Annotated in this window: 23 protein-coding genes; 1 reads left to right on the top strand and 22 read right to left on the bottom strand. The window is 30.9% G+C overall.

The window, feature by feature from the left end; all coding sequences use genetic code 11:
- Nucleotides 1-145: 145 nt before the first annotated feature.
- The 11 genes from AC5M21_RS03010 to nifJ all read right to left on the bottom strand — a co-directional run bounded on the left by AC5M21_RS03010 (nucleotide 146) and on the right by nifJ (nucleotide 12,384).
- The gene (locus AC5M21_RS03010) at nucleotides 146-397 is read right to left on the bottom strand and encodes a helix-hairpin-helix domain-containing protein (RefSeq protein ID WP_008789463.1); all 252 of its coding nucleotides are present in this window, start codon (nucleotides 395-397) and stop codon (nucleotides 146-148) included.
- Nucleotides 397-837, bottom strand: coding sequence for a hypothetical protein (locus AC5M21_RS03005; RefSeq protein ID WP_008789462.1), 441 nt, complete (start codon nucleotides 835-837; stop codon nucleotides 397-399). The genes AC5M21_RS03010 and AC5M21_RS03005 overlap by 1 nt, the downstream gene beginning before the upstream one ends.
- Before the next feature lie 39 nt (nucleotides 838-876).
- Complete coding sequence (locus AC5M21_RS03000; protein ID WP_008789461.1) at nucleotides 877-1,737, bottom strand: hypothetical protein; 861 nt, start codon at nucleotides 1,735-1,737, stop codon at nucleotides 877-879.
- An 11-nt stretch (nucleotides 1,738-1,748) separates the two neighbouring features.
- The gene (locus AC5M21_RS02995; protein ID WP_008789460.1) at nucleotides 1,749-2,117 is read right to left on the bottom strand and encodes a DUF4180 domain-containing protein; all 369 of its coding nucleotides are present in this window, start codon (nucleotides 2,115-2,117) and stop codon (nucleotides 1,749-1,751) included.
- Nucleotides 2,118-2,377: 260 nt separating this feature from the next.
- On the bottom strand, nucleotides 2,378-3,160 hold the full coding sequence (gene phnX / locus AC5M21_RS02990; protein WP_008789459.1) for a phosphonoacetaldehyde hydrolase: 783 nt from the start codon (nucleotides 3,158-3,160) through the stop codon (nucleotides 2,378-2,380).
- A gap of 3 nt (nucleotides 3,161-3,163) precedes the next feature.
- Entirely contained in the window at nucleotides 3,164-4,255 is a 1,092-nt protein-coding gene (gene phnW, locus AC5M21_RS02985; protein WP_017143710.1) for a 2-aminoethylphosphonate--pyruvate transaminase, read from the bottom strand.
- A 2-nt stretch (nucleotides 4,256-4,257) separates the two neighbouring features.
- Nucleotides 4,258-5,244, bottom strand: coding sequence for an extracellular solute-binding protein (locus AC5M21_RS02980; protein ID WP_008789457.1), 987 nt, complete (start codon nucleotides 5,242-5,244; stop codon nucleotides 4,258-4,260).
- On the bottom strand, nucleotides 5,241-6,869 hold the full coding sequence (locus AC5M21_RS02975; protein WP_008789456.1) for an ABC transporter permease subunit: 1,629 nt from the start codon (nucleotides 6,867-6,869) through the stop codon (nucleotides 5,241-5,243). The genes AC5M21_RS02980 and AC5M21_RS02975 overlap by 4 nt, the downstream gene beginning before the upstream one ends.
- A gap of 2 nt (nucleotides 6,870-6,871) precedes the next feature.
- Entirely contained in the window at nucleotides 6,872-7,633 is a 762-nt protein-coding gene (locus AC5M21_RS02970) for an ABC transporter ATP-binding protein (RefSeq protein ID WP_008789455.1), read from the bottom strand.
- A 123-nt stretch (nucleotides 7,634-7,756) separates the two neighbouring features.
- On the bottom strand, nucleotides 7,757-8,623 hold the full coding sequence (locus tag AC5M21_RS02965) for a MurR/RpiR family transcriptional regulator (protein ID WP_008789454.1): 867 nt from the start codon (nucleotides 8,621-8,623) through the stop codon (nucleotides 7,757-7,759).
- Nucleotides 8,624-8,865: 242 nt separating this feature from the next.
- Nucleotides 8,866-12,384 (bottom strand): pyruvate:ferredoxin (flavodoxin) oxidoreductase, encoded by a 3,519-nt coding sequence (gene nifJ, locus AC5M21_RS02960; protein ID WP_117768902.1) that lies wholly within the window; start codon nucleotides 12,382-12,384, stop codon nucleotides 8,866-8,868.
- Nucleotides 12,385-12,612: 228 nt separating this feature from the next.
- On the opposite strand from nifJ, the gene AC5M21_RS02955 reads away from it, so the two are divergent.
- Nucleotides 12,613-13,854 (top strand): 6-phosphofructokinase, encoded by a 1,242-nt coding sequence (locus tag AC5M21_RS02955; RefSeq protein ID WP_117598764.1) that lies wholly within the window; start codon nucleotides 12,613-12,615, stop codon nucleotides 13,852-13,854.
- 177 nt (nucleotides 13,855-14,031) lie between these two features.
- Here the strand turns inward: AC5M21_RS02955 and AC5M21_RS02950 are convergent, their stop codons facing one another.
- The 11 genes from AC5M21_RS02950 to AC5M21_RS02900 form a co-directional block, all read right to left on the bottom strand.
- On the bottom strand, nucleotides 14,032-16,200 hold the full coding sequence (locus AC5M21_RS02950) for a transglutaminase-like domain-containing protein (RefSeq protein WP_117768903.1): 2,169 nt from the start codon (nucleotides 16,198-16,200) through the stop codon (nucleotides 14,032-14,034).
- Nucleotides 16,197-17,033 (bottom strand): DUF58 domain-containing protein, encoded by an 837-nt coding sequence (locus tag AC5M21_RS02945; RefSeq protein ID WP_236916466.1) that lies wholly within the window; start codon nucleotides 17,031-17,033, stop codon nucleotides 16,197-16,199. The genes AC5M21_RS02950 and AC5M21_RS02945 overlap by 4 nt, the downstream gene beginning before the upstream one ends.
- Before the next feature lie 143 nt (nucleotides 17,034-17,176).
- Nucleotides 17,177-18,106, bottom strand: coding sequence for an AAA family ATPase (locus AC5M21_RS02940; protein WP_054689198.1), 930 nt, complete (start codon nucleotides 18,104-18,106; stop codon nucleotides 17,177-17,179).
- 93 nt (nucleotides 18,107-18,199) lie between these two features.
- Nucleotides 18,200-19,354 (bottom strand): ABC transporter permease, encoded by a 1,155-nt coding sequence (locus tag AC5M21_RS02935; RefSeq protein WP_117598762.1) that lies wholly within the window; start codon nucleotides 19,352-19,354, stop codon nucleotides 18,200-18,202.
- Entirely contained in the window at nucleotides 19,341-20,462 is a 1,122-nt protein-coding gene (locus AC5M21_RS02930) for an ABC transporter permease (RefSeq protein ID WP_008789447.1), read from the bottom strand. The genes AC5M21_RS02935 and AC5M21_RS02930 overlap by 14 nt, the downstream gene beginning before the upstream one ends.
- A 3-nt stretch (nucleotides 20,463-20,465) precedes the next feature.
- A complete protein-coding gene (locus AC5M21_RS02925; protein ID WP_008789446.1) occupies nucleotides 20,466-21,404 on the bottom strand; it encodes an ABC transporter ATP-binding protein in 939 nt (312 codons plus the stop codon).
- 74 nt (nucleotides 21,405-21,478) lie between these two features.
- Nucleotides 21,479-21,898 (bottom strand): hypothetical protein, encoded by a 420-nt coding sequence (locus AC5M21_RS02920; RefSeq protein ID WP_008789445.1) that lies wholly within the window; start codon nucleotides 21,896-21,898, stop codon nucleotides 21,479-21,481.
- Nucleotides 21,899-21,908: 10 nt separating this feature from the next.
- A complete protein-coding gene (locus tag AC5M21_RS02915) occupies nucleotides 21,909-22,346 on the bottom strand; it encodes a LytTR family DNA-binding domain-containing protein (protein WP_008789444.1) in 438 nt (145 codons plus the stop codon).
- A gap of 102 nt (nucleotides 22,347-22,448) precedes the next feature.
- Nucleotides 22,449-22,793 (bottom strand): arsenate reductase family protein, encoded by a 345-nt coding sequence (locus AC5M21_RS02910; protein WP_008789443.1) that lies wholly within the window; start codon nucleotides 22,791-22,793, stop codon nucleotides 22,449-22,451.
- A gap of 3 nt (nucleotides 22,794-22,796) precedes the next feature.
- On the bottom strand, nucleotides 22,797-24,944 hold the full coding sequence (locus AC5M21_RS02905) for a Tex family protein (RefSeq protein WP_054325575.1): 2,148 nt from the start codon (nucleotides 24,942-24,944) through the stop codon (nucleotides 22,797-22,799).
- Between the two features lie 301 nt (nucleotides 24,945-25,245).
- Nucleotides 25,246-26,313, bottom strand: coding sequence for a tyrosine-type recombinase/integrase (locus AC5M21_RS02900; protein WP_160340864.1), 1,068 nt, complete (start codon nucleotides 26,311-26,313; stop codon nucleotides 25,246-25,248).
- Nucleotides 26,314-26,397 lie beyond the last annotated feature (84 nt).

Below are 26,397 nucleotides of genomic sequence, written 5' to 3'. Positions count from 1 at the left end.
AAATATATATTGAATTCAATACTATTCGTATTTTCAATGTCATGAAGGATAAATCAAATATCTTATAAAATACAATCATGCAAATTTGATTATTCTTTTATATAAAAAAAGAATGTATAACTTACATTCTTCATGCATATATGCTCTATTCATAATCTTTCCAATACCACCATTTTAATTTGTTAGAATCACGTTTCTCATTTTCAGCATAATAAACTGCCAAACGAAAGACATATAATAAACATCGGTCTTCTTGATAACCTTTATAATCACAAGATTTGATAAATAAGAGTTCGGGATCTTTACCCTTCAAATCATCAATACAATTGATACCGATATGAAACAAATCTTGTTCAATACTTTTCCCTATTCCAGGAATCTTTTGTAAATCACTCATCAATATCTCTCATCTATATATGTATTGATTTCTGCTGCAGTTAATTTTCTGACTTGTGTATGAGGAAACTCAAGATATTGATTTTTTTGATATACTGGTTTCATTAATAAACATTTCTTTTTATTGTTTTTTTGTAAATAAATGTATAAATCTTCATTATTAGCAAATATCTTATATGACTTTCTGCCTTTATCATTTTCTATTTCATAGATACCACAATTTGTTTTCATTGTATAATCAGCAGTTCTTAAATATAGTTTTGCTATATCAAGTGACTTAAATGGAAAGTTCCATCTTTGCAATCCTCTTTGAGGCTCCTTTTCAATGCAGATACAACGTCCACAAGTTCCACAAATATATTGAGTATGATTTTTTAAACATTCTAATGGTTTCAACAATGGTGTTATTCTTGGTGCTTCACTATAACATTCCTGACACATCTTTCTTCCTTTCTTCATCCATCTCTATTGATAACAAAACTATTTCTGAGAAAACAAATATGCTATCCATTGAGAAGAATTTCTTCTTGTCTCAAATGATTTATATCCTTTGTGACTATAAATATAATCAATTTTCCATTGACAAGGCTCCACTTCTTTTTGCTTAAGCAATTCTCTTAAAGCATTACAACGCTTATCTTGCCAGAGATTTCTTTGATTAACTATATAAACCAAATCAGTAAGTGATAACATATATGCTTGCGGAAACATAATATCAGTTATATGTGGACTGATTGGCTTTCCATTTGATAATCTTTGAAACATGCTATGTTTAAGCATATACTCTATTCCTAAATCAATAAAACATTCTACTTCTTCATCTTTATACTGAGTCATCTTCGCATATGTGATGAGGGCTCTTACTGTTTTTCCTATCCCAATATAACAAGGTGTTGCATGCATACAGCCACCATGCTTACAAATCCCATCATATGCCCATGCCGTTTTTTGATTTCTTTCAAAAATTTGATATTTTTTGATCCAGTTTAAAGCATTTTTAACTTCTTGCGATTCTGACAATCCCAATCTCGCATATGCCTCCATAAGCATAGCGTTATAACAGGGCACTATATAATGAACACTCCCTGTATACGAAAACCCCAAAGGTGTAGATAATTTATCTGAAACAAAATTAATGATTTTATTTGTGTAGTTCAAGCGTTCAATATAAGGGATTTCAGACAAACAAATCAATCTAAAAATATTAAAAAAAGCATTTTCATCATAATCTTTTGTTAATCTTTCTACAATCTTTGAACCCATGAGCAAATCTTGAATTTCGACATCAGTCAGTTCTTTACATTCATCATAATATTGTCTTAAAAGCAATGCTGTATCCAATCTTACCCCTCCTATACTACATTTATCAACTGATATAATGCTTCTTCTTTTGTACCTACAAAGAAAAAATTCTTTCCATGGTTAGATTCATAAACAAAATCATGAAATGACTGACTCATATACTGTCTAAAATCACCATAGATAGCAACCTTAATATGATAATTAACAAACTTTTGAAGAATTTCTCCTGCTAATCTTGTTTTTAAATGATAAAAATCATCAGATAAGGCTTCTTGATTGAGAATAATCCTTTCAGCATTGGTTTCATATTGAACTGACATAGCAAAATCTAATGCATCCTGAACATCTTTAATAATAACTGTATCACTTGATACAACTGCAATAATTATATCATTATGTATAACACTTTCAATTTTCATGATTTCCTCCCAAGAATATCCCTACTATTGCAGCAAATATTTATATAAGACAGCTATTTTATGGTGATACCCTATAATCTTATAAATTATATACCCATGCAACAAGATGATTTTTCTAAAGTATACCATATTTAGTTGCATATTTCAATACAATATGCAACTTCATCTATAAAGATAAACCGTTTTTTCTTTATAAAAATTTTCATTATATAATTATAATATCTATACTCAAAAAAGGCCAATCAAGGCCTTTTGATCTCTTATTCAGTTTCTAATTTTTCAATAAGTTCAGGTAATTCATTCAAATTCATAATAACAGCATTAGCTCCATTATCAACATATATCTGTTTAGTTTTTGTGATAGCCATCATCTTTTCATCCGGACTCAACAACTGATATTCTTCTTCGCTATACCCCATTAAAGAACTTCCTTCTATGACACCAATGGCATAAACACCTGCATTGACTGCTTCTTTGATATCTGATACAGTATCTCCAACCTTGATTATATGATGAACACTCGTTAAATGTAAGTTCATCATATTCTTAAATATCATATAAGGATATGGACGACCAAAATGTTCAGTTGCATCAGGTGAACACCAGCAATCTGGTTCATAACCTTGTTCTTTTGCACTCTTTAAAACAGGTTCCATCATCATATCAGTATAACCAGTTGTCGATCCAATCTTTAGTCCTTTTGTACGTAATTTTTGGACTGTCTCCACGACGTATGGTTTGATTCTTGTGTGTTGTGTTATCCCTTCCATTAATGCTTTTTCAAAAATATCATAAATATGATGAACATCTTCATCAGTATATGAACGCTGATAAACATCTTGAAATTCTTTTTTTAATGAATCCATCTCTAACATTGTTTTGATATGATCAATCTTTAACATCCCCATAGGTTGTCTAATTTCATCAAAAGTTGGATGCAATCCATAAGCCTCAAAAGCATCATGAAATGCCTGCACTGGTGCAAAACAACCATAATCAACTGTTGTTCCTGCCCAATCAAAAATCACTGCCTCTATTTTCATTCGCTATACCTCCGCTAAGAAATCACGAATAATATCACATAGGTTTAAGATATCTTCTTCATAGATTTCTCCAATATTTCCAATTCTAAAAGTTTCTGCTGTTGTTAACTTCCCAGGATAAATGGCATATCCTCTTTTTTTAATATATCGATACATATCAGGAAAAGCAAACTGTTTGTTTTCCGGGTAGTAGAAAGTTGTAATAATTGGTCCCTGATATTCAATATCAACATAACTTGCCATACCCATCTCAGCCATTTTTTGAATTAATAAACGATTGTTGTTATAATAACGTTTTGATCTGGCTGCAATGCCACCTTCTGCTAACAATTCTTCAAGAGCCTTTGAGAAAGCAAGAACAACATGAGTTGGTGAAGTAAAACGCCATTTCCCATCTTTTTCCATTGTTTTCCATTGATCATACAAATCCAATGATAAACTTCTTGCCTTACCTTGACTTTCTATTAACAATTGTTTATTTGCAATAATAAATGAAAATCCTGGAACACCCTGAATACATTTATTTGCACTACTAATGAGAAAATCAATGCCTAATTTTCCAACTTCTATATCAACGCCACCAAAACTACTCATAGCATCAACAATAAAGACTTTTTGATGTTCTTTCACAACTTTCGCAACACTTTCAATGTTATTTAAAATGCCTGATGTTGTTTCGCTATGCACCATAGCAACATGTGTAATCGAAGAATCTTCTCCTAATATTTGAATCACTTTCTTTGCATCTGGACTTTCGTTCTCAGCAAATGATATAAATTCATATGCAACATGTGCATGTTCACAAATATCCCTCATTCTATCACCATATGCTCCATTAGCTATAATCAAGAGTTTTTCATCATCGCCAACCACACTTGTGATAACCGATTCTACTCCAAAAGTTCCACTTCCCTGCATCAAAACAACTGTATAATCATCTTGAGAAACATGTGCTAATTGTAAGAGTTGCTTTCTTATTTTTAAAGTGATTTTTTTATAGTCATCATCCCATGTACAATGATCAAATAACATTTCCTGTTTCACTGTAGATGTTGTCGTTAAAGGTCCTGGTGTTAATAACTTATAGTTCTTCATTCTTATTTCTCCTTGCATTCTTCTGATAATTGTTGATGTTTCTTTAATAAATCAGCTGTTAATTTTTCTTTAAAAACTTTTGGATAGGCAGATTTATATGCTGATGAAGATGTTTCTCCATCATATAATGGATTTGGATAAGTTTCTAATAATTCTTTTCTGCCATGATCTATAATACATTGAGCCATCTTCATTGCTAATTTTTGATGGTCACTTCCTTTTTTATTAACAACTGCAACTGACTCAGTCAAACTAAAATTCCCTTCAGTTGGATCAATATAATCAATTGGTAATCCTGATGTTTTATCTCTGACTGCTTGGTGTCTTAAACCAAATCCAATCGCAACTTCTCCAGTTCTAACTTTTTTAATAGGTCCTGAGCCAGATTCTTCAATATGTGCTCCTGCGTTACTGTAGATACCTTTTAAAATATCCTTTGCTCCCTCTTCACCATATTCACTCACAATGCCTTGAATCAGTAACCACGCTGTTGATGAAGATGAAATATCAGTCACAGATATCATATCTTTATATTCTGGTTTTGCTAAATCTTTCATACTTTTTGGAGCAGTTAATTGATTTGTTTTTAACTCTTCAGTATTGACAATAATTGCCCCTTCTTGTGAAGTGATTGGTGCATAAAAATTTGGATACTCTTCTATTGATTTTGTATCAAAATCCAAATCAACAAACATATCATTTTGGTCTTGTGCACTCTCTAAATAGAAAGAACTCATTGTGACCAAATCAGCTTCAATATTTGTTCCTTCAGCTAATAGTTTCCCTCCTAATTCACTTGTTCCAAAAGTTTGAAATAAATATTGACCTTCATAACCATTTTTATCTAAAGCATTTTTCATTGCTGTAACAGCCTCATCATCCGCATTAGAATAAATAACCACCTGATTTGTAGCTGACTGACACCCTGTCAATAATGTTGCACATAAAAGTGCAGAAGCTAATGTCCCTTTTAATAATTTTGATTTCATTTTGTTTTCTCCCTTTTCTTTCGATGTGTGAAATAATAGAACAATCCTTTTGCAATAAAATTAATGATGAAAATAAAGATTGATAACACAAAGATTTCATTGAATTTTGCAAAGTGTTGAAGTTCCTTGATTTTTGTTGTCATAACCATTGTTCTTGCTCCAGCAATAAAGATAACTGCACTGACTGTCACCATAGCATTAATAAAATAATAGCTAAAAACTTCTAAAAGAGATGATAATGCATTGGGTGTAACAACTCTCAGAATAGTCTTGAACCAACTATCACCCATTAATCTTGCTGTTGTTTCATAGCCGGCATTCATTTTCATTAACGAATTCTTCATCATTAAATAGGGTGATGAGAAAAAATGAACAATATTGCAAACAATGATAATGACAAAAGTATTTTGAATGGGTGATCCTGAAAATATCAATAAATAAGCAATACCAATAACCATTCCTGGAACTGTATTTGTAACCAAAGCAATTGTTTCAATCACTTTCTTCAATTTAGGATGAATAGAACTTCTGGCAACAGCCAAAGCAGCTCCATAAACTACAAGTGTTCCAGTGATTGCTGTCAAAATAGCAACAATCAGCGAATTTTCTATAACCCCTATAAGCGCGGGCTCCATTAAGACAGCTTCTACATGATTCAACGTTAATGACATATCGTAAGGCCACATTTGAATAAATGGAACAATGAAAATAACCATGAATATAGCCAATACAAATACATTGATCATCAGTCCAATCAAACTCCAGAAAACGTCTCTCAAAGCATTTTTCTTAAATTCAATTGTTGAAATTTTGTTATAGCGAATGTTATACCTTTCTAAGTAATGAAGCAATGCAATACTTAAGACTGATGGCAATAACATAATCATTGCAACAACTGCACCATTGGCAAAGTTAGGAATACTTCCTAACATTTGATTATATAAGACACTCGCAACCACTTCAAACTGTCCGCCTACTGATGCTGGAATCCCAAAATCAGTAAAACTCAGAAAGAAAGCCTGAATAAAAGCTGCTGCCAAAGTCCCTAACATAGGTTTTAAGAGTGTTATGACAAAAGTTTTGAATGAGTTATCATCCATCAACTTAGAAACAATAATAAACTTTTTGTCAATATATTCCATAGCATTATGAATAAGCATAAAGGCAATAGGAAGTGTATAAATAACATATCCCAGTAATAAACCACTTATGCCATAAATATCAAAGAGCTGATGACCAAAGACTTTTGTCCATAATCCCTGTTTTCCAAATGAATATATAATCGCAAATCCATAAGTGATTGTTGGCAACAACATAGGAAGCATTGTCATATTCTTCATAAACTTTTTTAAGAGAAGAGGAATATTGGTATAATGAATAGCATAAGCCATCATAAAAGCTAAAAATGTTGTGATCAACGCACTTAATCCTGAGACAAGGAAACTATTTTGTAATGCTGTTAAAAATCCTTTTTCACCAATAACCTGAATGTAATTTGCAAAGGAGAAGTTTCCTTGACTCTGAAAAGATTGTATAAGTAATGAGCCAAGTGGAAGAACAAGGAAACAAGCAAAGAGAACAATAATAAACCAGTAGATTGCTTTGATTTCAAAGTTCTTTTTCATATTTATACCATTTGTTCTTGCATAGGATGAAACAGCGCAAAGATATTTCTTCTTTTGATTTCCAATTGATTTAAAATAAAGTCTTGTACAAAATCACAACTTGGCTGATTCATAATATCTTCTGGTTTTCCATATTGAGAAATTTGACCTTCATTAATAATTAAGACACGATCTGATAATGTCAAGGCTTCTTCTGGATCATGTGTAACAATGATTGTTGTTAAGTTATATTCTTTAGCAATCATCTTAATTCTTTCTTTAATAGATTCCTTTATAACACCATCTAATGCACTTAATGGTTCATCTAATAATAAAATTTTAGGTTTCATAACCAGTGTTCTAGCCAAGGCCACACGCTGTTTTTGTCCCCCAGATAATTGATCAATACGTTTCTCTAAATGTTTTTCTAATCCTAATAAATGAACAAGTTCCTGAACTTCTTCTGGTGATGAAATTTGTGGTTTGTTTTTTAAACCATATGTTATATTTTCAAAAGCAGTGAGATTTGGAAATAATGCATAGTCTTGAAAAACAATATTAAACCCTCGTTGTTCCATTGGAACATGTGTCATATCCTGTTCATTAAAAAGAATGCGTCCCTCATCTATTTCAGTAATACCAAGAATAAGATTTAGTAAAGTTGTTTTCCCACTCCCTGATGGTCCTAAAATGGATACAATCTCGCCATTAGGTATTTCTAATGATAAATCATTAAGAATATGAACCCCATCAAATGATTTTTGTATATGTTCTAGTTTTAACATTTTTTTCCTCCTGTCCTTATTGACACTTGCATTATGCCAAGTTCTTAAATATTTTTCTACACATATTTCTTTAAGAGTTTGTTAAGGATTTGTAAAGTCAAAAAGACCATAGATGTAGTTTCTCTACATCTTTTGGTCTTCTTTTTGGAATCCTCTTTTTTTAATAAGTTGACTATATGTATCTAATTTTTTTGTGTATTTTTGGTAATCGCAGAATAGGATTCCAACATATAGCATATCAATAATACTTGTTTGTGTTGTTCGTGAATAAATGGCATCCCCATATAAATATTGTTTTTGACTTGTATATAAGGAAACGTCACCATATTGATGAATCAATGCATTCTCAAAATTACTGATTGTTATTGTATGAGCTTGACTCTTATGTGCTAATTTCAATGTTTCAATTGTATTGACAGAATTACCTGAATAAGAAATACCAATGGCTATATCATCTTGACTAAGATTTTGAGCATTAATATTTTGTAAATAATAATCGTTATAATAGTGTACATCTTTCCCTAAATATAACAGTTTTGTCATCAAATCAACAGCAACACTAGCTGAGTTTTCAACAGCATAAATGCTAATATGCTGTGCATTATGTAACATCCTTACTGCTTTCTCAAAAGAATCGACAGAAATTGATTTTAATGTATCTTCAAGCATTTGAATTGTTGTTGCAATCATTAAAGATGGAATATCCTGAATTTTACTCAATTGTGTAATATCAAAACCATAAAGAAAATGAGTATGAGTTTCATTTGACTTTATTAAATGATATTTCAACTGTTTAAATCCCTTATATCCAATCGCTTTAACAAAGCGCATAATAGTTGGTTGTGAAACACCAACTTCTTTTTCAATAAGTGACATTGATAATGTTTCAATACTATTATTATAATTCAGAATATAATCAGCAACCTTTTTTTCTGATGGACGTAACTGATTATAAACAGTTTGAATTTGAAACTGTATTGTGTCTTCCATAATTTCCTCCTTGTAGAAAAACTACATTTTTGTTGCTTTTCTATACTCTTATTATCTAAAATTTTTTTCTACACGTAAAATCTTAATACGTTAAGAAAATGTAATATTTATATTAAGAAAATGATTTAGACACAAAAATCATGAATAACTATCGAAAAAACTACTTTTTTATAATGAAATATATATATCAATCAAATAAAAAAGACATATTTACTTATTGAAATATGCCTTTCCCTATTTGATTATTCTGAAACCATACGATCTAAACGTGCACGACGTTTTTTAGCATCTTTTTCACATTTTGTCATTAATGCTTCAGCATGTTCAGGATTCACTTTAGCTAACATTGCAAATCTGTTTTCATTTAATAAGAAATCTTTGAACTTAGTAAAATCAGGTTCTTTAGAATCAATTTGTAATGGATTCTTTTCTTGATCTTCTAAACGTGGATCATATCTGAATAAGTTGAAGTAACCACATTCAACAGCACGTTTTTGTTCAATTTGATGATTTGCTAAACCACCTTTAATACCATGCTCAATACATGGAGCATAAGCGATAATTAATGATGGTCCATCATAAGCTTCTGCTTCTTTCATAGCTTTAATTGTTTGCATTGGATTAGCCCCCATAGAAATTTGAGCTACATAAACATGTCCATATGCCATAGCAATTTGAGCCAAATCTTTCTTAGAAGCTGATTTACCTCCAGCAGTGAATTTTGCAATTGAACCAGCTTGTGAAGATTTAGAAGATTGTCCTCCTGTATTAGAGTAAACTTCTGTATCAAGCACTAAGATATTAACATTTTGATCACTTGCTAAAACATGGTCAACTCCACCGTATCCGATGTCGTATGCCCAACCATCTCCACCGATAATCCATTGTGATTTTGTAACCAATTCACCTTTCATATCTAATAAAGGTTTGATTCCTTCACATTTTGAAGTTTCAAGTAATGATACTAATTGATCGTATAATTTTCTTTCTTCTTCACGTTGACCTTTCACACCTTCATATTGAGTTAATACTTCTTGAAGTTCAGGTTCACAATTTGCTTTGTTATCTCTAATGATTTCTAAAATATGTTTAGCCATATAGTTTTCAGCTAGTTTCATACCAAAACCATATTCAGCATTATCTTCAAATAATGAGTTAGCCCATGCAGGTCCTTGACCATTTTCATCAACTGTACATGGAGTTGATGGTGTAGATCCTGAATAGATTGAACTACATCCTGTTGCATTAGCAATTCTCATATCTTTACCAAATAATTGAGAAGCCAAACGGTAATATGGAGTTTCACCACATCCACCACAAGCTCCAGAAACTTCAAAGTATGGTCTCATGAAACCAACACCTTTAACAGTAGTTAATGGATAACGATCAGCCTTATAAGATACTTTTGTATACATATAATCAGCTAATGGCGCATGATCCAATTCTTCTTTTACTGGTACCATAGTTAAAGCTTTCTTTCCTGCTTTACCTGGACATTCAGTGACACAAAGACCACATCCAACACAATTATCAGGTGAAACTTGGATACGGTATGCCAAACCATCAACATTCTTACCAATTGGTTTTAAGACATCATCATGGATATCTTCTGGTAATGCATTCATTTCTTCATCATTTAATAAGAATGCACGAATTGTTGCATGTGGACAAACCATAACACAGTTATTACATTGGATACAGTTTTCTTTTTCCCAGCGAGGAACTTCAACTGCAATTGCACGTTTTTCTTTTAAAGCAACACCTGATTGCATAGAACCATCTAACTTATCCATGAAAGCAGATACTGGTAAATCGTAACCATCTAATGAATTGATTGGTGATACAAAGTTATCGAAATGATCATCACCAGTACGTTGACGTGTCTCATTAACTGTTAAATTAGCCCAATCAGCAGATACAGGAACTTCTACAATTGCATCTTTTCCAGCATCGATTGCTTTATAGTTTAATTCAACAATAGCGTCACCTTTTTTACCATATGTTTTCTTAGCCATTGCTTTCATATATTCAACAGATTTCTCAATTGGTAAAATTTGTGGATTTAATGCAAAGAAAGCAGATTGAAGAATTGTATTTGTTCTTCTTCCCATACCAATTTCACTTGCCAATTTATTTGCATTAATGATAAAGAATTTAGCATTCTTATCTGCCAATTGTTTTTTCAAACGATTTGGTAAATAATCAACAACTTCTTTTTCATCAAATTCAGTATTTAATAAGAATGTTCCACCCTTTTTCAAATTCTTCAACATATCGAATTTGACAACATAGTTATCTAATGAACATGAAATAAAATCAGCATTATTAACATAATAAGTTGCACGAATTGGAGTATGTCCAAATCTTAAGTTAGAACGAGTTGCTCCACCTGCTTTTTTACTATCATAAGCAAAATAAGCTTGTGAATATAAATCAGTATGGTCCCCAATAATCTTAATAGAAGATTTATTAGCAGATACCGTACCATCAGATCCTAATCCATAGAATAAACAAGATGTGTAATCAGCATCAACAGTAAATTCATCATCTTCTTTTAATGACAAATGAGTGACATCATCATGAATACCAATTGTAAATGAATTAAATGGATCAGTTTCTAATAAATGATCATAAACACCTTTAATTTGACGAGGTGTTGTATCTTTAGAACCCATACCATAACGACCACCAATGATATTGATATCTTTATCTTTTAAAACAGCAACAACATCTAAGTATAATGGTTCACCAGTTGATCCGATTTCTTTCGTACGGTCTAAAACAGCAATTTTCTTAACTGTTTCTGGTAAAACATCTAATAAATATTTTGGAGAGAATGGTCTATATAAGTGAACTTTGATTAAACCAACCTTTTCTCCATTTTTCATCATTTCATCAATTGTTTCTTTTACAGTTTCTGTTACTGATCCCATTGCAACGATAACTCTATCTGCATCTGGTGCTCCATAATATGTAAATGGAGCATATTCTCTACCAGTAATTTCAGAAATCTTTTTCATATAATCAGCAGCAATTTCTACAACAGCATCATAATGTTTATTTTGAGCTTCTCTACCCTGGAAGTAGATATCATCATTTTCAGCCCCACCACGTTCAATAGGATTTGTGTGTGGATTCAATGCATTGTCTTTAAATTTCTTTAATGCTTCTTTATCTAATAAACTATCTAGAACTTCATAATCCATAACTTCTACTTTTTGAATTTCATGAGATGTTCTAAAACCATCAAAGAAATGAATAACTGGTACACTTGCTTTAATTGCTGTTAAGTGAGCAATTCCACCTAAATCCATAACTTCTTGAACACTATGAGAACAAATCATAGGGGCACCAACTTGACGACAAGCATATACGTCTTGATGATCACCAAAAATATTTAACGCACGTGTTGCAAGTGCTCTTGCAGCCACATGGAATACACCAGGTAACAATTCACCTTGAATTTTATAAAGGTTTGGAATCATTAATAACAAACCTTGTGAAGCAGTAAAAGTTGTTGCTAAAGCACCACCTTGTAAAGCTCCATGAACAGCCCCTGCTGCTCCCGCTTCTGATTGCATTTCAATAACATTTACAGAAGACCCAAAAATATTCTTCATCCCTTGAGCAGCCCAAGCCTCAGCGTTTTCTGCCATTGGAGAAGATGGGGTAATTGGATAGATACTTGCAACTTCACTAAATGCATAGGCCACGTGCGCAGCTGCAGTATTTCCATCCATAGATAAATACTTTTTAGACATAATTTTCTTTCCTCCTATATATCTATAGTATACTCTTTTCTCTTGTGAATTTCCATATCAATTTATTTAAAATCACTGGGAAGTATATGCTAACTCCCAAATATATCCATATGTTCACAAAACTACTAGTTCATTTTCATTTGAAAAGCACGTAATCACAAAAATAGACTTTTTTTTCCATAAAAAAAATGATAGAATATTGAAGAATAAAGACAAAGGAGTTCATTCATGAAAAAAAGAAACTGTTTTATTGGACAATCAGGTGGTCCAACAACTGCTATTAATGCTTCATTAGCTGGGATTATTGCAGAATGTATTGATACTCAACAATTTGCTCATGTTTATGGGATGATTAATGGAGTCAAAGGTTTATTAGAAAATAAATATATGGATTTACTTGAAATCTTTAAAAGCACTGAAGATTTAAACCATCTTAAGCATTCTCCTGCTATGTATCTTGGATCATGTCGCTATAAATTGCCAGAGTTTCAAGAAGATCCACAAACATATCAATTGTTATTTCAATTATTTAATGAATTAGAAATCACTGATTTTTATTATATTGGTGGAAATGATTCAATGGATACAGTTGCTAAACTATCAACATATGCGAAAACTATTGATTCTCATATTCGTTTTATTGGCATCCCAAAAACTATTGATAACGACCTTATGGGAACTGACCATACACCAGGATTTGGATCAGCAGCAAAATATGTTGCAACCTCTATGTTAGAAATAGCTTATGACAGCTCTATCTACAAACTCAACGCTGTCACTATCGTCGAAATTATGGGAAGAAACGCTGGATGGTTAACTGCCGCAAGTGCACTTGCAAGAACAGCATATAGCGATGCACCTGACCTCATTTACTTACCAGAAGTTCCCTTTAGCAAGAAAGCCTTTTTAGAAGATATTCATGCAGTGTTCAAAAAAAAGAGAAGTGTTATTATTGCTGTAAGTGAAGGAATTAGAAATGAAAACGGTGAATTCTTAGACTCAGATTCAAAATATGCAAAGCGTGATGCTTTTGGTCATATTCTTCATTCGGGCACAGGAAAAGTATTAGAATCTATGGTCTATCAAGAATTTAAATGCAAGGTAAGAAGTATTGAATTAAATGTTTTACAAAGATGCGCAATGCATATTGCATCAGCTGTTGATTTAGATGAATCATTTGAAATCGGACGTTATGCGGTGAAAACATCTATGGCTGGAGAAACAAGTGTTATGATGGTCTTCAATCGTACCAGCAATAACCCCTATACTATAGAATGTGATTTTAAAGATGTGACTTCAATTGCCAATCTTGAACAGCGTATTCCTGTTGAATGGATTAATGAAGATCATAATGATATCACGCAAGACCTTTACAATTATCTTTATCCATTAATACAAGGCGAGATTGCAATTACATATGAAAATGGTGTTCCACAATATGCAAACATAAATCATTTAAAAAACAATTAAGAGGTTCAACCTCTTTTTTTATTTCAATATCATTGCTTTCTATAATAAAAAAATCAGGAATAACCCTGATTTTCAATGGAAGACTTCAAATATATTTTTCACAACAATATTCATTCTCTAATCACATGACCTATTTGCTTCACCAATACTCCTTATTTTTGTAAAGATATCTCTTCTTTATAAATAACCTAATATAAATTTAAAACAAATTTTCCTATAAAATGGCAGAGTCTTATATATTTGGTGTGAGAATAAAGAATAATATTCTTCAACCTCTTTTAATTCTTCATCACTTATTGTATGGGTTGAGAATTTCGCCTTATATGCCAACATTTCAATATCATCCTGAATATATCCTCCATAACGAGAGATACGTTTCATTCTTTGATAATAAAGAATGATTTTTTGATTTGATGATTTATGCCTCAATTTGAGCTTAAATGCTTTTGTTGAAACCAATCTATAAAGGAAAACAATTGCTAAAAAAATAAATCCTCTTATTATATAATCACTATATCCCAAAATACCCTGGTACCAAAGAGGTTCCTGTGTTTCTAATATATCGGAATCTGGTGTCTCTATAGGCGTTTGAGTATCAGGCTGATCTTGATTTGGTGGCTGCTCAGTGTTAGGATTCGTTGCTTGAGGTGTCTCTTGGCTGTCATCTGTTAAATTATCAAGCATTGTACCTAATGAATCCACGCCAGAGGATGAATCTGTTGGTGTCATATCTATCGGTATCCATCCAATTCCATCATAGTATATTTCTATCCATGCATGCGAACGATTATTACGAATTTCAGCTACACCATCTTTAAAATCACTAGATTTCATGACAAATCCGCTGACATAACGTGATGGAATTCCCAGGCAGCGTAACAATAAAGCTCCCGTTGTTGCAAAATGTGTACAACTCCCTTTCTTTGTTTGAAATAAGAAATTTTCAACAAAATCTGCTCCAGCAGGCAATTCTCCTGTCTTTAATGAATATGTTGTTTGCTTTTGCAACATATATTGAACTTGATTTGCTATTTCTATAGGATTTGAATAATTGGTTAAATCTTTTCTCGTAAGATAACCATTATCTTCTAAATTTGAATCAATAAATTGATTTAAATTCTCCCTAAGTTGATCTGGGACATTCAAGTATTCATCCTCGACATATTGCTGATAATCCAAGTATTGTTCACGAGGAAAACTATTCAGTGTTTTTAAAGATTCTATATCATATGCGAAAACATCAAAAAATTCATCCGTTCTTTTAAAATACGAATCAGCAATAATTTCATTTTGTGTATCAGCAAAATATGGAACTAACTGATAACTTGTTGATTTTTTTGGAGTCACTTTAACTTGTTGAAAAATTACATCTGTATATTGTTCTTTTATATAATTTGTATATAGAGTCACAGATCTAGAATCTTCAAAATTTTTAATAACAGGTTGCCATTTATTATTTTCATAATGCGCCAGAGAATATCCTCTTAAATAAGAAGAGAATGGTTCAGAAGATTGTACAGTTAAAGCTATACTATGACTAAGTGTAATATCTCCTGTTGGCAGACCACCATTAATTGAGGGACTTAACCCAGTTCCATTATGACTATCTCCAAAGAACCCATCAAACCAATTGGTTATTTGAGTCGACACTGATGTTGAACTTTGTCTAAAAATTGGATTTGATTCTAAATTTATACTTGAAAAAATGAGAATAAAAGATAAAAAAAGAAGAAAACATATTTTTAAAATAGGTTGTTGTTGTTTTTGATGTTTCAATATTGCACTAAATAACAATTCATATATCAGAAAACCAATAACACAATAACTTGTTATACTATTCAACTGATGTTTTATAAATACTGGAAAAAGAAATATAAATAAACATAACAGTAATTTGATATAAGTAAGTTTCTTCTGTGTAACAGTTGAAACAACTAAATAAACAATGGGAATGCCAATCATAAGGTAGAATAATATCGGAACAATACCACCTACTAATTGAGCATTTTTAAACAATTCATCAAACCGTAAAAAATAATCAAACTTAATGACTACTTTTAATTGATCAATAACACTTTCAAATTGGTAAGATGTATAACTTAAAACAAAACAAACAATCCATCCAATAATAACACATAAAAAACCAGATTTATAACTTTTTAGCATCGTCAAATACACAATACCTGAGAAAATAATGAGTAGAAATAATCCTGATACAAACTCTTCAGGAAAATACAAAGAATAACCTAACCCTCCACTTAAACCAACAACGCCCAAAATAATAATCACAAAGTCTAAGCAGATGTTACACTGTTTTTGAGGTAACTTTAAAATCAAGTTTTTCATTTTTCATACACCTCAATTCCTTGACTAGAGACAACAAAGACACTCAGATAATCATGATTTTGTGCTAAAGCACTTTGATATTTTAAACTCATATCTTTCAATATTCTTTTCATACATTCTCGCAAATGTTCTTGATTTAAAATCAGTTCTGGTACCATCCCCTCAGTATGTGATTGAGGACATAAAATTTCAAAATGAACTTGTCTTTTCAATAATAAAGAACAGAGTGAATAAAACCTATCCAAAGCTTGATTATCTTCTCTCATGTGATGAAGTTCAACAGCCAATAGTATTTTTTTAACAATAGGTTGACTTCCTATTTTTACAAATAACTCATCTTTTTTCAAAGAAGCTTTCCAGTGAATATGTCTCAATGAATCATGTTCATGATATGGACGTAAATCAAAAATTTCCAAATAATCTTCACCTGACTGATAAGGCGAATATTCAGTAGACTCTTGTGTAAATCCAACAGTATTTTCTAATTGCATATCTATAGGTATCAATGATGGAAAGACATAGAAGTAAGCATGTTGATTTGAGCTTCTTTTGAAATGAATACAACCAAGCAAATCAAAGCAATAAATATGATGGATTTGAACATAATAATAACCACAGTCATCAATTGTTAAAGCATCCATGGCGAGTTGATCATAGATTTTCTGTTTGCGACGATAGATGACTTTTCCTAAACTATCAATAACACTATAATCAACAATCAATGAACCACAATGGAACAAACTCTTATCCACTCTTGTAAATGTCATATAAAGATTTTCATGTCGCTCTAGAATAGAACGATGACATGTTACAATGACATCCGTCATTCTCATACTTTTGTAACTCACTATCACAGAAAAAAAGAAGAGCAAGACACCCAATGCAAATAACAAAAACAAAAAATAACCTAACAGTAAGCTCCATACCCCATATAGAAATATCAAGACACAAAGATACTTCATAAGTCCTTTATACATTATTCAATACCTGGCTCTCGAATGTGATCAAGAATATCATCTAACAAACTATAAGCTGACATTTCCTTCATTTTTGCATCATAATTTAAAATGATGCGATGGGCAAGTACCATATGTACAACGTCTTTTACATCTGATGGAATAACATAATCTCTATCATGCATAAAAGCACATGCCTTGGCAACCTTCATAGTTGCTAATGAGCCACGTGGACTAGCTCCCTGTTCAATATATTCATTGTGTCTTGTCGCATCAACAATAGCAACAATATAGTAGTATATTTCATCACTTATGAAAACCTGATCAACCTGTTTTTGAAAAGTTGTCATCATTTGAGGTGTTATTATTGCTTGAATCGTATCTAGCGGATTACTTATCTGACGATTTTTCATAATTTCAACTTCATCAGTAATACTAGGATATCCCAAATTCAATCTAACCATAAAACGATCCAACTGTGAATCTGGCAACAACTGTGTTCCAGCAGAACCAAAAGGATTTTGTGTTGCAATCACAAAGAATGGTTCTGGTAAAACATATGTATTTCCATCAACAGTCATCTTCCCTTCTTCCATTAACTCAAGTAATGCAGCTTGTGTTTTACTAGAAGTACGATTAATTTCATCAGCTAGCAGCAAATGACAAAATGCTATACCTTCCTTATATTCAAAAGTGTTTTTTTGAGGATTATACATCGTAAAACCAACAATATCACTGGGCAAGACATCTGTTGTTAATTGAACACGATGATAATCTAGTGTCATACTCTTAGATAGTGCTAATGCTAAATTTGTTTTTCCCACTCCAGGTATATCTTCTAATAAAATATGGCCTCGTGCCAATAACGTCATGATAATTTTTTCAATGATTTCATCTTTACCAACAACTGCTTTTTTTATTTCTTCAATTACTTGTTTTATTTCTTTCATGCATTCATCTCCTTATACTCATATAAATATAGTATATCTTATAATCATACATTTGAGAATATAATTTAAAAAGAAAAGAGCATTTTCATGCTCTTAAGATTTCTTTAATTTTAAACGACTTACCAATTGAATTAAGATATAAAATAAGACTGCAAACCCTAATATTATTGCCATATTCATTATGATTGGCTGTAACTCAGTCCAAGAATAGCCAGACAAACTAGCAATTTTATTATTGCCATCAATAAACCAGTAAGATGGTGTCAACTTAGCAATATTTAAAACAAATGGTGCTAAAAACTCTTGGGGAACAAATGCCCCTGCAATGAAACTCGTTCCTAACCCAACAACCGTTGATATTCCGCTTACCAATTCACGATTATGTGTAACAGTCGTCAGGAAGAAACTAAAGACAAGTATAAAGATAACCAAAACAAAAGAATTTAATATCAGCAATAGTCCTGCATTGGTTAACATTGTTGCTCCATATAATGCAAAACTTGCTATCACATATAATGACCATACTCCTATGGATGTGATAATATTTCCTAATAGAAGTTGACGATTAAAACTCTGATATGAAATTGATGACACCAAATTTCTACGACGAATTTTTTCTTCATTAAAAGAAATCATCACCATTGAGACAACAACAATAATAATTGCCAGCAACGTATAATTTGCAAAATTATAGAAAGTGGTCGCTTTTGCAATGTTGTTATCAACAACAACATTATGGAAATCAACGTCAGTATGAATATTTAAATCTCTACTCACATATTGAGTCAATTTATCATCTGCTATATCTGCCTTTAAATAAAGTTTAGCAGTATTTAAATATTTATTCATCAAAGTCTTAGAATACATAGAATTATATGAATCTGGCACTTCCATTGTTTCAATTTTCACATCTTTATTGTTTAAAAAATCATCAGTGAATCCTTTAGGAATGATCATAATATAATCAACTTTTCTAAAGAACAATGCATCTCTAAGTTCCTCATCACTATCCTGAATATTAACATACTCAGCATTCTCTTTAATATATTTTTGAAAGGAATTTATAAATGATGATTCTTGATCGTGATTTATAAATGCTATGCGTGATTCACTCGCTTCAAAAGCATCAGTATTTTGAGCACCACTCGTTGAAGATATAGTAGCTATTCCAACAAATATAAGTGTATATACTATAATAATTGGAAGAAAAGATTTTGCGACCTTCAAATAATTTTTAAAGACTATCATATTTTTTCCTCCTTGATAAAAGAACTGAAATCATTGTAAGAATAACTCCCATAACAGCTAATATTGAAACATTTAGCAAGAAGCGCTCATATGTTGGATAGTAATACAAAGCATAAAGTGCATCAGTAATCACACTAACAGGATTGATATACCCTAAAATAGGTACATTTTCCTGAATAATATATTTTAAATCAATCACCATCATTCCTGATAAGAAAGAACAAAAAAGTGATGCTGATGTTAATATAGATATCTTTGTATTCTCTGAACATTTAAATAAATTGCCAATTAAATTACCAAGTGTAATTCCTACATAACTTCCTACTGCCATTAATAGGAGAATATACCCAATTTGATCTCCAAAAGCAATATTTAGTCCTAGTGTTAAATATCCTAAAAGCAATAACATTGCAAGATATTGCATAATAAATGCAGCTATATTTCCTGTTAAAATCATTTTAACTTTGGAAACAGGGGCAACCTGTATACGTGTTCCTTGTCGAGAAAGGTTTGCCTCTATATTAGTGGATACCTTTAATCCCCAGAAACCACCATACATACAAGTCATTCCTATTAAAGTATAAAAGTAAATCACCGTAACATCTAAAGAAGACATTTGACGACTTTCAAAATAATCTTGATTCATATTCAAATCTTCTTGAATAATTTGTACTAATGCTTGAGGATTTTCTTTAGCAATCGAATTCATTGTATGTGTCGTTTGCTGATAACTATCAATAACACTTTGAATAATCGTTTGAGCAATCCCATTTTCTTTTACTGATATTTTTAATGTATTATCAATTGTTAAATACCCATCAATGTCTTCATCAGACAATAACTGTTGTGCCTGTGTTAAAGAAACATATTGAACATCTAATAATTGATCATCAGTTTCTTTAGATAATTCATTTAATAATGATTTTAATTCCTTGTTTTCTTTGACTTCAACAACAGCCAGTTTCGATGGTTCGAATCCTTCACTTGAATTTAATTTTGAAAATGCCAAATTAAAGAAGGTTGCAAGAATTAAGGGAAATAAGAATGTCCAGAACATCATTGTTCTGTCTCTAAAAAGCAGTTTTGCCTGATAAATAAAACTATGCATCGCTTAATCCCTTAACTCTTTTCCTGTCAATTCTAAAAAGACATCATTAAGTGTTGGTCTTTCACTAAAAACACTATTATATTGAATATGATGTTCCCTTAAGACATCAATCAATTTTCCTAAATTATTTTCTTTGGTACAGTAAGAAATATGAATTGTATTTTGGATTTGTTCAACACTTAATATTTCCGGATTCTGACGTAATTCTTCAATCAAATCAATTTCATCTTTTTCAACCACAAGTGTGACTCTCTCTCCAAGTTGAATTTGATTTTTTAGGTCATCATTGGTTCCATGAGCAATGACCTTTCCCTTATCCATAATAACAATTTCATGACATAATTGTTCAACTTCCTCCATGTAATGAGTAGTATAAACAATAGTTGCTCCATTCTCATTTAATATTTTAATCCCTTCTAAAATGTGATTACGGCTCTGTGGATCTACTGCAACAGTAGGTTCATCAAGAAAAATCAAATGAGGTTTATGTGCAATCCCACATGCAATATTTAATCTTCGTAATAATCCCCCGCTTAATTGTTTAGGTTTAAATTTCTTAAATTCTTCTAATCCTACCAATGCAATAGCATCTTCCACATATTGTTGTCTGATTGCTTTATCCTTAATGTATAAACCACAAAAATAATCAATATTTTCTTTGACATTGAGTTCTTCAAATACAGCAACATCTTGAAATACAACTCCAATTTTAGATTTGATATCATATGCACTTGGACTCATTTCCTTATTAAAAATACGAATACTTCCTTCATCAAAATTTAATAAAGAAAGAATGGTATTAATACAAGTTGACTTCCCACTCCCATTGGGTCCTAACAACCCTAAAATTTCCCCTTCTTTGACTGTTAAGTTAAAATGATCTAAAGCAACCAGATCACCATAACGTTTTGTTAAATTCTTAATCTCTATAACATTATTCATTTTGACTCCTCCTTGTCGTCACTATACTACCAAACCTATTCGTTGCACGCTATACATTCTCAGTTGCAGTTACGCTACTTTAAGTTTCTTTTCCGATTTTCTTTGATAATTTGGTTAATTCTCTGTGCTTCACAACCATGAACACAGTAAATAGCAAACCAAACTCCACCAAAGACAATTGTTAACAAAGTAGCTTCTGCTATTACATTCCATAATTCAAATTGCTTATGAAAAAGAAATTTAATAATAAATACAGAAGACATCATAATAACATAACTCGTTATTGCAAAATGCTCTCGTAAAATAGTTATTGATTCACCATAAGTAATAACTACTGCAATAAAAAGACATGTTACAAATATCTGAAAAATACTCCTTACTGATAAAGAAGCCCATTCTCCTGTATATTCAAGACTCATTAAAATTGCATTTAATAAAACAACCAACATAAAAGATGTGCTCATAATTGTTAAAACATACTTTAATCTTTTCATCATACACCTCCTATCCCTCAAATGCCTTTTTAAAATCAGTTATATATTTTCTACTGATAATTAACTTTTCCTGGTTTAGAAGTGTGGCTTCATATTTTCCATTAAGCAAAGCTCTAATATGGTCCAAATATTCTAAATTCAAGAGACATGATTTACTAATTCGAATAAAACCATGGGAATTTAGTTTCTTTTCTAATTCATAAAGTTTTTTAGAAACTTCATAAACATCATCACGACTATAAGCAAATGTCTTTTCATCAATTGTTTCAATATAATATATATCAACTATATTGACTTGATAGATATCTCGTTCTTTCTTACATTGAAGTTTTATGCTATCATGTTCTAAAAGTTCAATAATTTTATTAATATCTTGATTTTGAATAGGACAGCGAATAATAATTTCCACCTCTTCGCACTCCTTGACTTCCTCAATCGAAATCTTCATTAATCTCCCCCTCACTTGTTTTCAGTATACCAAGTTTCTTTTACAAACTCTATAAAATATAGCCCAAATGCAAAAAACACAACCTTAAAAGCAAAAAGAAATCTACAATTGCTCATAGATTTCCTTTTTATATCCAATTATAATTTGATTTTCCATAATTAACAGAGGTCTCTTTATTAGCATTCCATTGCTTGACAATAATTCTACTGCTTCCTCAATACTCATATCAGGTAATCTATCTTTCAAAGCCAATTCTCTATAAACCATCCCTGATGTATTGAAAAAAGGTTTTATACCTTGACCATAATCCAATATCCATTTATATAATTCTTGTTTTGTTGGTGTTTCTTTAACAATATCTCTTTTAACAATTTGATACTCCTTAGCTTGTAATTGTTTTAAAGCTTTAAGACATGTACTACATTTAGGATAATAAATAAATTCCATTGTCTATACCTCCATCAAAGATAATGCAACACGTTTCTTTTTCAAATCTATGTCATAAACATACACATCTAAGATATCTCCAACATTACAGACATCTAAAGTATGTTTAATTTTTTGTTTTGACATTTTAGATATATGAACTAATCCATCATTTTTAAGACCAATATCAACAAATGCTCCAAAATCAACAACATTTCTTACAACTCCTTGTAATTTCATGCCTACTTTAAGATCATCTATTTTTAAGACGTCTTGTCTTAAAATAGGTGCATTGTATTCATCACGAGGAGAACGATGTGGAGATACAAAAGCATCAAGAAGATCATCTAATAAAAACGTGTCCATTCCTAATTCTGTCTTAGCTTGTTCTTTATTGACTTTTACAATCACATCTTGTGCCTGTTGTGTTCCAATATCTTCTTTTGTCAAATGAAGATATTGCAATAAACGAGATGCATCTTGATAATTATCTGGGTGAATACTTGTTTCATCAAATCTTTCATTCCCTGATAGAATTCTTAAAAATCCTACTGCCAATTCATAGGTTTTATCACCAAGCTTATGAACCTTTTTGATTTGATCACGAGATGTGAATTTACCGTTTTCTTCACGATATTTGACAATATTTTTTGCTAAAGTCATAGAAAGACCAGAAACATATTGTAATAATGATGGTGAAGCTGTATTAATATTAACTCCAACTTGATTGACAACTTTTTCAACAACGAAATCTAATTGTTCAGTCAACTTCTTTTGATTCATATCATGCTGATATTGACCAACAGATATCGCTTTTGGCTCGATCTTGACAAGTTCCGCAAGCGGATCTTGAAGTCGCCTAGCAATAGAAACAGCAGAACGCTCCTCAACTTGATATGTAGGAAATTCTTCTTTGGCAATTGCGCTCGCTGAATAAACACTAGCACCAGCTTCAGAAACAATAACATATTGAAGATTTAAAGCATTCTTCTTAATAAATTCAGCAATAAAACTTTCAGTTTCACGACTTGCTGTCCCATTTCCAATAGCTATAATTTCAATTCTATATTTTTGAATCATCGAAAGAAGAATTTTTTCATCTTTTGTATAATCGGCTTTAGGCAAAGTGATAAAAACTTTATTTATATCTAAAACCTTTCCAGTTGGATCAATGGCTGCTAATTTACAACCTGTTCTAAAAGCGGGGTCTACTCCTAATACATAACGATCTTTTAGAGGTGCTTGTAATAATAATTTTTCTAAATTAATAGAGAAGACTTTTAAAGCTTGTTCCTGAGCCTTTTCTGTCAATTCACTTCTGACTTCTCTTTCTACTGATGGGTAAATCAAACGCTTAAATGCATCTTTTACACATATCATAATGAAATCATTTAGATTAGATTCACGTTTTCTCATCACTCCATTATATATATAGTTTTCAAATTTTTCTTCATCAATTGTTATTGAAACATTCAAAACCTTTTCTTTCTCAGCACGATTCATAGCCAAAATACGATGAGAAGCTATATACTGTACCTTTTCATTATAATCATAATACATCTCATAGATACCATCTTCATCAGGGTTTTTCTTTTTAACAGAAGATGTTATTATTCCTGTTTTATAAATCATATCTTTTGTATATTTACGATAACGAGGTTCATCACTTATTTGTTCTGCAATAATGTCTTTAGCCCCTTGGATGGCATCTTCAATGGTTAATACTTCTTCATTTAAATATTTTTGAGCAGCAGCCTCTAAATCAAATTGTCTTGATAATTTTAAAATATCTAAAGCAAATGGTTCTAATCCTTTAGCTTTTGCAACAGAAGCTTTTGTTTTTTTCTTTTCTTTAAATGGTCGATAGTAATCTTCAACTTCACTTAATTTCTCTGCCTTCAATATTTGATTTCTAAGATCTTCAGTCAACATTCCTTTTTCATCTATCAAACGAATAACATCTTCTTTTCTTTGTTGAAGATTCATTTGATATTCATAAACCTTAGAAATCTCTCTAATTTGATCTTCATTAAGTCCATCCGTCTTTTCTTTACGATAACGTGCAATAAAAGGAACAGTAGCCCCCTCTTGTAATAAAGACAATACATTTTCAATTTGTTTTTCACTAATATTAAGTTCAATGCTCATTGTTTTAATAATCTCAGTATTCATATATAAATCCTCCCTAAATAAACTTAATTTATTTTATCCATATCAAGTTTTATATTTTTTAATATCACTGCTTGTTATTTTATCATAACTCACAGAGAGTTTCCATATTTGACTTTACCTTTTAAAATACCTCATGACTATATTATTCATTTAAAATAAAAAGCCAACATTCTATCGTTGGTTTCAACTCTTAAAGATTTGGTGCAGCTGATGAGTTCTGCACCACTCTATCAACTACATTCATCTTCGTTCATTTGTTAATAACATTATACCATATGACGGTTTTTTATTCAATACTATTTTAAATATTTATCACTTCCTTTTGTACATAATTATACAAATTTACAATTTGATCCATTTCTATATCTGTACATTCATTTTCTGTGATTTCTTTTCTTAAGAGTTCTTTTATATTATCTACCAATACAATAAATTTGCTTTTGTTATGACTCTGCACATTCCTTTCTATTTCTTTTGTCAACTTAAATTGTGCTTTTGAATTTGTGTGTATATATGTTTTTAAAGTGATTTCGATATTCTCATGCCCTAGTCTTTCGCTTATAGCCTTGATATCCGTCGAAAAATCCGCGAGCATAGTCGCATGACTGTGACGAAATCCATGCAAAGTAATTTCAGGAAGTTGAGTTTTTGCTAAATATTTTTTTAATAATCTTTGTAAAGAAGTAAAACTCATCATTTTATCACCACCAATAACAAATTTTTGTTTTATATCCTTTCCATAAATTTTTCTTTGACCTATGTAATATTCTTCAATTAATTCACACAAAAATTTATCCATAACAACAATTCGATTAGAATGAACAGTTTTAGGTGGTGTAATAACTTGTCCCTTTCCCTTTTCTCTATTCGCTGTAGAAATAATCTTAATATTCTTTTGAGCAAAAGAAACTTCATTCCACCTTAACGATAATAATTCTCCCTTTCTTATTCCTAAAAAGAAAAGCATATTAAATATAACTTTATCAGTTGTGTTGTTTATATATTCATTAAATTTTAAAAATTGTTCTAAATTCCATATAACCTTTTCTTTAGGTATTTTAACTCTTTTATTAATCATTCTTACACTAGCGATAGTATTTGTTTTTATATAACCATTCTCCAATGCGAAGTTAAAAATTTGTTTCAAAACACCTATTAAATTATTTACATGAGATACACTATAATTACATTCATTTAATAAATAATTTTGATACTTTCTTATAGCTATTTTATTTATATTTGATATATTACTTTTTCCAAAATATCGTGAAATAACAACATATCTATTTTCAATAGTTTCAACAGTTGCCTGTATAATATCAATTTTTTTATCTTCAATAAATATTTCATAAAGTTCATCTAATGTCATAAAAACACTCCCCTTTTAAAATTTTATACTATTATTTTAAAAGACGTCTTCCATATTTTTCCACCGGTTTTCTTATTATATCTT

It is taken from the genome of Coprobacillus sp. (assembly GCF_984815275.1).
Note: the sequence above shows the minus strand (reverse complement) of the source record. Positions and strands in the feature narration are given on the sequence as shown.

Coding starts and splice junctions, on each gene's coding strand:
- AC5M21_RS03010 (WP_008789463.1), bottom strand. CDS start 397: ATGAGTGATTTACAAAAGATTCCTGGAATAGGGAAAAGTATTGAACAA.
- AC5M21_RS03005 (WP_008789462.1), bottom strand. CDS start 837: ATGTGTCAGGAATGTTATAGTGAAGCACCAAGAATAACACCATTGTTG.
- AC5M21_RS02995 (WP_008789460.1), bottom strand. CDS start 2,117: ATGAAAATTGAAAGTGTTATACATAATGATATAATTATTGCAGTTGTA.
- phnX (WP_008789459.1), bottom strand. CDS start 3,160: ATGAAAATAGAGGCAGTGATTTTTGATTGGGCAGGAACAACAGTTGAT.
- phnW (WP_017143710.1), bottom strand. CDS start 4,255: ATGAAGAACTATAAGTTATTAACACCAGGACCTTTAACGACAACATCT.
- AC5M21_RS02980 (WP_008789457.1), bottom strand. CDS start 5,244: ATGAAATCAAAATTATTAAAAGGGACATTAGCTTCTGCACTTTTATGT.
- AC5M21_RS02975 (WP_008789456.1), bottom strand. CDS start 6,869: ATGAAAAAGAACTTTGAAATCAAAGCAATCTACTGGTTTATTATTGTT.
- AC5M21_RS02970 (WP_008789455.1), bottom strand. CDS start 7,633: ATGTTAAAACTAGAACATATACAAAAATCATTTGATGGGGTTCATATT.
- AC5M21_RS02965 (WP_008789454.1), bottom strand. CDS start 8,623: ATGGAAGACACAATACAGTTTCAAATTCAAACTGTTTATAATCAGTTA.
- nifJ (WP_117768902.1), bottom strand. CDS start 12,384: ATGTCTAAAAAGTATTTATCTATGGATGGAAATACTGCAGCTGCGCAC.
- AC5M21_RS02955 (WP_117598764.1), top strand. CDS start 12,613: ATGAAAAAAAGAAACTGTTTTATTGGACAATCAGGTGGTCCAACAACT.
- AC5M21_RS02950 (WP_117768903.1), bottom strand. CDS start 16,200: ATGAAAAACTTGATTTTAAAGTTACCTCAAAAACAGTGTAACATCTGC.
- AC5M21_RS02945 (WP_236916466.1), bottom strand. CDS start 17,033: ATGAGAATGACGGATGTCATTGTAACATGTCATCGTTCTATTCTAGAG.
- AC5M21_RS02940 (WP_054689198.1), bottom strand. CDS start 18,106: ATGAAAGAAATAAAACAAGTAATTGAAGAAATAAAAAAAGCAGTTGTT.
- AC5M21_RS02935 (WP_117598762.1), bottom strand. CDS start 19,354: ATGATAGTCTTTAAAAATTATTTGAAGGTCGCAAAATCTTTTCTTCCA.
- AC5M21_RS02930 (WP_008789447.1), bottom strand. CDS start 20,462: ATGCATAGTTTTATTTATCAGGCAAAACTGCTTTTTAGAGACAGAACA.
- AC5M21_RS02925 (WP_008789446.1), bottom strand. CDS start 21,404: ATGAATAATGTTATAGAGATTAAGAATTTAACAAAACGTTATGGTGAT.
- AC5M21_RS02920 (WP_008789445.1), bottom strand. CDS start 21,898: ATGAAAAGATTAAAGTATGTTTTAACAATTATGAGCACATCTTTTATG.
- AC5M21_RS02915 (WP_008789444.1), bottom strand. CDS start 22,346: ATGAAGATTTCGATTGAGGAAGTCAAGGAGTGCGAAGAGGTGGAAATT.
- AC5M21_RS02910 (WP_008789443.1), bottom strand. CDS start 22,793: ATGGAATTTATTTATTATCCTAAATGTAGTACATGTCTTAAAGCTTTA.
- AC5M21_RS02905 (WP_054325575.1), bottom strand. CDS start 24,944: ATGAATACTGAGATTATTAAAACAATGAGCATTGAACTTAATATTAGT.
- AC5M21_RS02900 (WP_160340864.1), bottom strand. CDS start 26,313: ATGACATTAGATGAACTTTATGAAATATTTATTGAAGATAAAAAAATT.